The sequence below is a fragment of the Ohtaekwangia sp. genome, assembly GCF_036568665.1.
In the GTDB taxonomy this organism is placed as follows: Bacteria; Bacteroidota; Bacteroidia; order Cytophagales; family Cyclobacteriaceae; genus Ohtaekwangia.
The window spans coordinates 1-5,880 of the sequence record NZ_DATCSD010000227.1 but is presented as its reverse complement, the minus strand read 5'-3'; the positions used below and the strand labels follow the sequence as shown (position 1 = coordinate 5,880).

Genomic DNA, 5,880 nt, shown 5'->3' with positions numbered 1-5,880 from the left:
AACTTTATTGAAGAGCGCGACTATATCGATTTTATACTCGACCTGAAAATGTTTTTCAAGAAGGATGGAGCCGCTACGGAGATTCCTTTTGTAGATGAGATCACCGCTTCAACCGCGCGATCTATACTCGTAAGCGCCCCGGCCTCCAAACATAAAGTAACGATCAAACCTAAACCTGCTCCACCGGATGACAACGGCTGCGAATGAACATATTACCATCACCAAGAGTAACGAGCTTCCACAGGCACAGGATTACTATGTGCTGCGTAATGCCGGTATACAATTGATCCAGCAACTGGGCAGTAAACTGTGGACAGACTTTAACCTGCACGATCCCGGTATAACGATCCTGGAAACATTCTGCTATGCCCTTACGGACCTGAGCTATCGCGCCTCCTTCCCGGTAAAAGACCTGATAGCCGAAGAGAAATCAGAATTGTTCAATGGCGATGCACAAACCCTGTATACCGCTCGCGAGATATTCACTACGGCTCCATGGACGATTAACGACTATAGAAAGTTACTGATCGACCTGGAAGGTATACGCAACGCCTGGATACGCTGCAGCAAGTGCAACTGCGGCCCCGCTATATATGTAGACTGCAAGAAGAGTGAATTAACCTATACAGCGCCACTTCCTCCGGAAAATCCGAAAGAACATGAGGTGGTTCCCAAAGGATTGTATGATGTGCTGCTCGAGCTGGAAGGGAATGAACAGAACGGTGATCTTAATACCGGAAAAGTATCGCTTACCTATAATTTATTGATCGATGGCAATCCGGAAACGCTATACCTGGAAGTACGCCTGCCATCATTACGGGCATTTAGCAAACTGGAACAGGCAAATGATACACTTTCCAATTTCCGGGATAGCCGTACCGTTGTAGATGTTGTTAATGTAAAAACAATCTCGAATAATAAAGGTGCAGGCGTTGATATAGCTGACTCCAAGATAGCAGCCGCGTTGCGCGGTGGCTTGTACATTACGCTGGAAATTACCATCCGGGAGAAAGTGACCGATCCCGGTAATTATACTTCGCATGTAGTGGAGTTGAAAGATATACCCCTGCGATTTGTATTTCTGCATAGTGAGCTTCGCAAGAAATTGACGGTGGCAGACATTCGCGGCATATTATCGGATGCGTCAACGGCTGGTGTTGTAGCGCGTTATCTACAAAAGATTGAAGCAGCCGATAAAGCAGTAGCAGAAGCGACAAAAGCATTGCTCGATCACCGGAATATTACTGAAGACTTTTGTTGTATAGATGAAGTTGAGATTGAAGAGATAGGTGTATGTGCCGATCTTGAACTGAAGCCTGAGGCAGATATAGAACAGGTGCTGGCAGAGACCTATTACCAGATCGAAGAGTATTTCAATCCAACGATTCGGTTTTACCGGTTAAGCGAAATGCTTGAGAAGAAAACGGTAGATGAAGTCTTTAACGGTCCGAAACTGAAACATGGTTTTGTTGATCAGGAAGATCTTGATCGCACATCGTTGAACAGAACGCTATATGCATCCGATATCATTAACAAGCTGATGGATATAGAAGGTGTTATCAGTATAAAGAACTTTGTGCTGGTACGATTCGATGCAGAAGGTAATAACGTAGGCACCGATCCGTGGAAGCTGACAGTAAGCACCAATCATTTGCCCAGGCTATATCTGGAAGGTTCCAAATTTCTCGTGTTCAAAAATGGATTACCGTTTTTACCGGATACAGCAGAGCTGATGGATACCATGCAGGTAATCCGCGGACGAAACGTGATGCCGAAGCTGAAGACCCACGATCTTGACCTCGATATACCGCTTGGAAATTATTACAATCTGAAAGAGTATTATCCATTACAAAATTCATTGCCACAGGTATATGGAACCGGACCGGAAGGATTACCATCTACTGCTACACAGCAGCGAAAAGCACAGGCGTTACAACTAAAGGCCTACCTGCTTTTCTTCGAGCAATTACTGGTGAACTACCTGGCACAACTGGCCGATCTCAAGAATATATTCTCGATACAAAGCACCGTTCGTCATACCTATGCCAGTGCATACCTCACCACGGAGATACAAAGTGACCTGATCGGCAATATGCAAACGGACTTCTACGATAGTTTCAGTGCAGACCAATTGCAACAGCTCACGGAAAATACAGATGAGTTTCTGGACAGGAGGAATAAATTCCTGGATCACCTCATGGCGCGCTTCAGCGAAAGCTTTTCAGAATATGCACTGTTGCTATACTCCTTCAAAAATCAAAAGACCGTTTCGCAGGAACGTCTCATTGCGACCAAGACATCGTTCCTTAAACAGTTTCCCTTTCAAAGTGCATACAAGGCGCAGAGCTTTAACTATACCGAAGAAGATGCCCTGTGCGTAAAGAAAGGATTGAGTGGTATACAGCAGCGCATTGCCGTGTTGCTCGGGCTGCAACCCTCACTCAATTTCTTCGACTATACCATTACCCGTAAGGATGACGGCTATACTGCTACACTCAAATTACTGAAGAAGAATGCGACCGCATCTGAAGTGTTATTGCAAAGCCCCACAGAGTTTTCGTACGAAGATCGCGATGAGTTAGTGCGTGCGCTAAATATAGCAATGGCTGTTATGCTGAAGAAGATTGCAGACAGTAGCCAGTACGTTATAAACCCTGCAGGAAGTAAATATGTAATCGAACTGGGTACACCGGCCATAGCAACCGGTGCGCTGGAGTTTGATACGTTCAGTGATGCAGAAGATCGCATCGATGAGATCGTAGAGTTTGCTACGAAATACCTTACTGATGAGCCGTTTATTTTTATCGAGCATATCCTGCTGCGCCCGCATGTTGATACTGATGCACTGTTATCGGTATGCGTGGATAGCAATTGTAAATTCTGCGGTGAAGAAGATCCGTATTCATACCAGGTAACCTTTGTTTTCAATGGCGAGTCGGAACTGATCCAGGATCATTTTGAATTCAGGCGATTTGCCGAGCGAACGATACGCGCAGAATTACCTGCACACGTAATGGCCAAGATATGCTGGGTGGAGAAAACTGTATATGACGTTTTTGAAAAAGCATATTGTTATTGGCTGAATGCGGAGAAAGATGAAAAGTCAGCCGCACTTAAAGCATTAATAGAAGCCTTCAATAATTTGAAGAGTATATATCCGCCACCCGTTTTGCACGACTGCATCGATGGCAATGATGAGAACCGTGTTTTTCTAAACCAAACACAATTGTAACCTAAAAACCCCAAGGCCATGATACCGGTAAAAATTGATGAGAGCGAATACGATTATTCCAATTTTCAGCCTGACCAGATACTGACTGCCGATAACCTTAATCATATATTTGATTTTTTATACCTGCAGGAGAGATTAACCCGCACCAACCTTATCGGTATAGGTATAGTTTGTGGTCTGGCTGTTTCCCGCTCGGCCGATGGCAAGAGTGTTACCATTACCAAAGGCACTGCCGTTACTTCGCATGGCTACCTGATGGCACACGGAATTGAGAACAGTAACGATCCCGTAGTATATAAGAAATACCGGAACTTCGATGCCAAGAAAGAAGAGTTCTATTACGATGTGTTTATCAACAAGAGCGACAACTCGCAGAAGTATGCATTGTGGGAGCTGGTTGCCAAAGAAGATGAGATCAACACCGATAGTGAGCTGAGTGCAGGCTTTCTCGATAGCAAAGTCTGCCTGTTGTTTTATGAAGTGCTGGATGAGAAAGCCAAGAATTGCGATCCCACTTCATGCGATGACAAAGGTGTGAAAGTATATGTGAATGTGCGCAAGCTATTAGTTAGTATACTCGATGCGGATAAGATCATTGCCGAATGTAATGCAAAAGCCAACGCTTCCGGTTCGGGTGAATTGTTCCCCGATCTTTTTACACTCCCTGAAATCAAACTTCCCAAGTTTGACGTGCCAGCTACTACGTTAGAAACTGCGAACGATGTATACGAAGCTTACCAGCAGGTATTCACCAAGAAATTTGTAGAGAGCACTGGCGAAACTTTAAAGTTAGCTTATACCGCTTTCAAACCCATGTTGCAAACATCCACTTCGGTGTTTGATACATTCAATACCAAGTTTGCGTTTCTGCACAATGGCTCGATCTCCGGTAATAGTCTGTTACATTTTCAATATTACTACGAACTGTTTGCCGACCTGGCACTCGCCTATAAAGAGTGGCGCGATGCTGCGTATAGCCTGGCCGGTATGTGTACACCACCCGAAGCGCTTTTTCCGCGGCATGTGTTTCTCGGTACATTTACCGGTATGAGCGATATTGTAAAGAGTAAATATCGTAACTATTTTATACCATCGCCCATTCTGCAAAGTTGCCGCAGCAGTTACCAGGAGTTTCAGAGTTTATTTCAGCGTATAGTGCGAATCATTGTTAATGTAGATATACCAACACCTGTTGTTTCGGGTGGTAAGCCGGTAGATAACAACATTCGCATAACGCCTTCGGTGCTGGGTAAATATACCCTGGGCGATCGTGCTATACCGTATTATTATAAAGTGGATGGCTCGCAGAGTCTGTTGAGCACATGGAATTACCTGCTTACCGCGCGCGGTAAGGAAAAACAGAATCTGCATTACAATCCTTCCTATAGCTCCGATGATTTTGTGAAGAACCCGCTGGAGTATGATATAGAGCCCTATAATTTTTTCAGGATAGAAGGACACATCGGAAAAAAGTTTGATTCGGCATTGGCCTCTATACAAACGCTGCGTAATAATTTCCGGTTGCCGTTTGATATTGTAGCGCTAACGGTAGACACGCTCGTTGGCAAAATAAACCCTGCGGATTTTCCCTGTCATTTCGTTGAGCTGGAAGCACAGTATGATATACTTCGCACCGAGTTAATGTGTACGCTGTGTAAATCCGTTACCTGCCTGTACCTGCAGCCGTTGAAGTATGTTGCCGGAAATCCACCGATCGACAAGTTGCTCCCCAGCAAGCTCGATCTTATACCCGGCTGTAAAAGTAAATTACAGTATGGCGAGCTTACGGTAGGGGTGGTATATGAAGAAATATATCCTGAGTTGAAAAAAGGAACGCAGGATATAACGGGGCTTGTTAAAAAGGCAATCGGAACATCCAAACCCAGCGATGATGTATCGATCATCGTAATCATTATAAGGCTTATTCACGCCAATGTTTTGTTGGCAGATGTGGTTCCCGCGAATCTCTCTTCCTATACTTCGGGTAAAGTACTGAAGGCACTGGACGATCAGAAGAATATACTCAAGCAGATCAGTGATGTGAAAGATGGTATACTCTACGAGCGTTTCAAAAATAAAGAATGTATACGTGACTTATACGATCTGTGTGATCTGGGTGCATTTACTACCCTTTACAAGGAATATCAAACACGTATTGAAAAACTGAAGCAGTTGCAGTCGCTCAAGGAATTTAGCAAGCTGCATCCCGGTATTCAGCACAAGGGAGGCGTTCCTTCTGGTGGTACATTTATACTTGTATATCGCGACCTCGAGACAGACACAACGCCTGATCCTGGTATCCCCTTGCCATCGCTGCTGGCCGATCAACCTGTGTTATCGCTGGCCACCACTACTACTACAGTTGCTGCTGTATCTGCTGCAGAGAAGAAAGTAACTGCCGGAAAAAAACTCACGGTAAAAGAAAAAGCAGTGGCGCAGCAGCGCATCAACCTGATGACGGCCAAAGGCATGAAGAAAGATGAGATTGAAAGTATATTGGGTTTGGGCGTATTCGAGCTGGCCAAAGTGAAAGGTATATTTGAAGATGCATTGGAAAATGTGGCACAAGGTGTAGTGATTGCCGATTTCTATTTACCATACCTGTGCTGCTCGGATTGTCCTCCGGTACAATTCGTGGTAAATATACC

Annotated in this window: 3 protein-coding genes; all 3 read left to right on the top strand. The window is 44.6% G+C overall.

Annotated elements, in window-relative coordinates:
- The coding region (locus tag VIN08_RS12755; protein ID WP_331965471.1) for a hypothetical protein at nucleotides 1–207 on the top strand (207 nt) is incomplete at its 5' end.
- On the top strand, nucleotides 188–3,232 hold the full coding sequence (locus tag VIN08_RS12750; protein ID WP_331965468.1) for a hypothetical protein: 3,045 nt from the start codon (nucleotides 188–190) through the stop codon (nucleotides 3,230–3,232). The genes VIN08_RS12755 and VIN08_RS12750, both read left to right, overlap by 20 nt.
- An 18-nt stretch (nucleotides 3,233–3,250) precedes the next feature.
- The coding region (locus VIN08_RS12745) for a hypothetical protein (protein WP_331965465.1) at nucleotides 3,251–5,880 on the top strand (2,630 nt) is incomplete at its 3' end.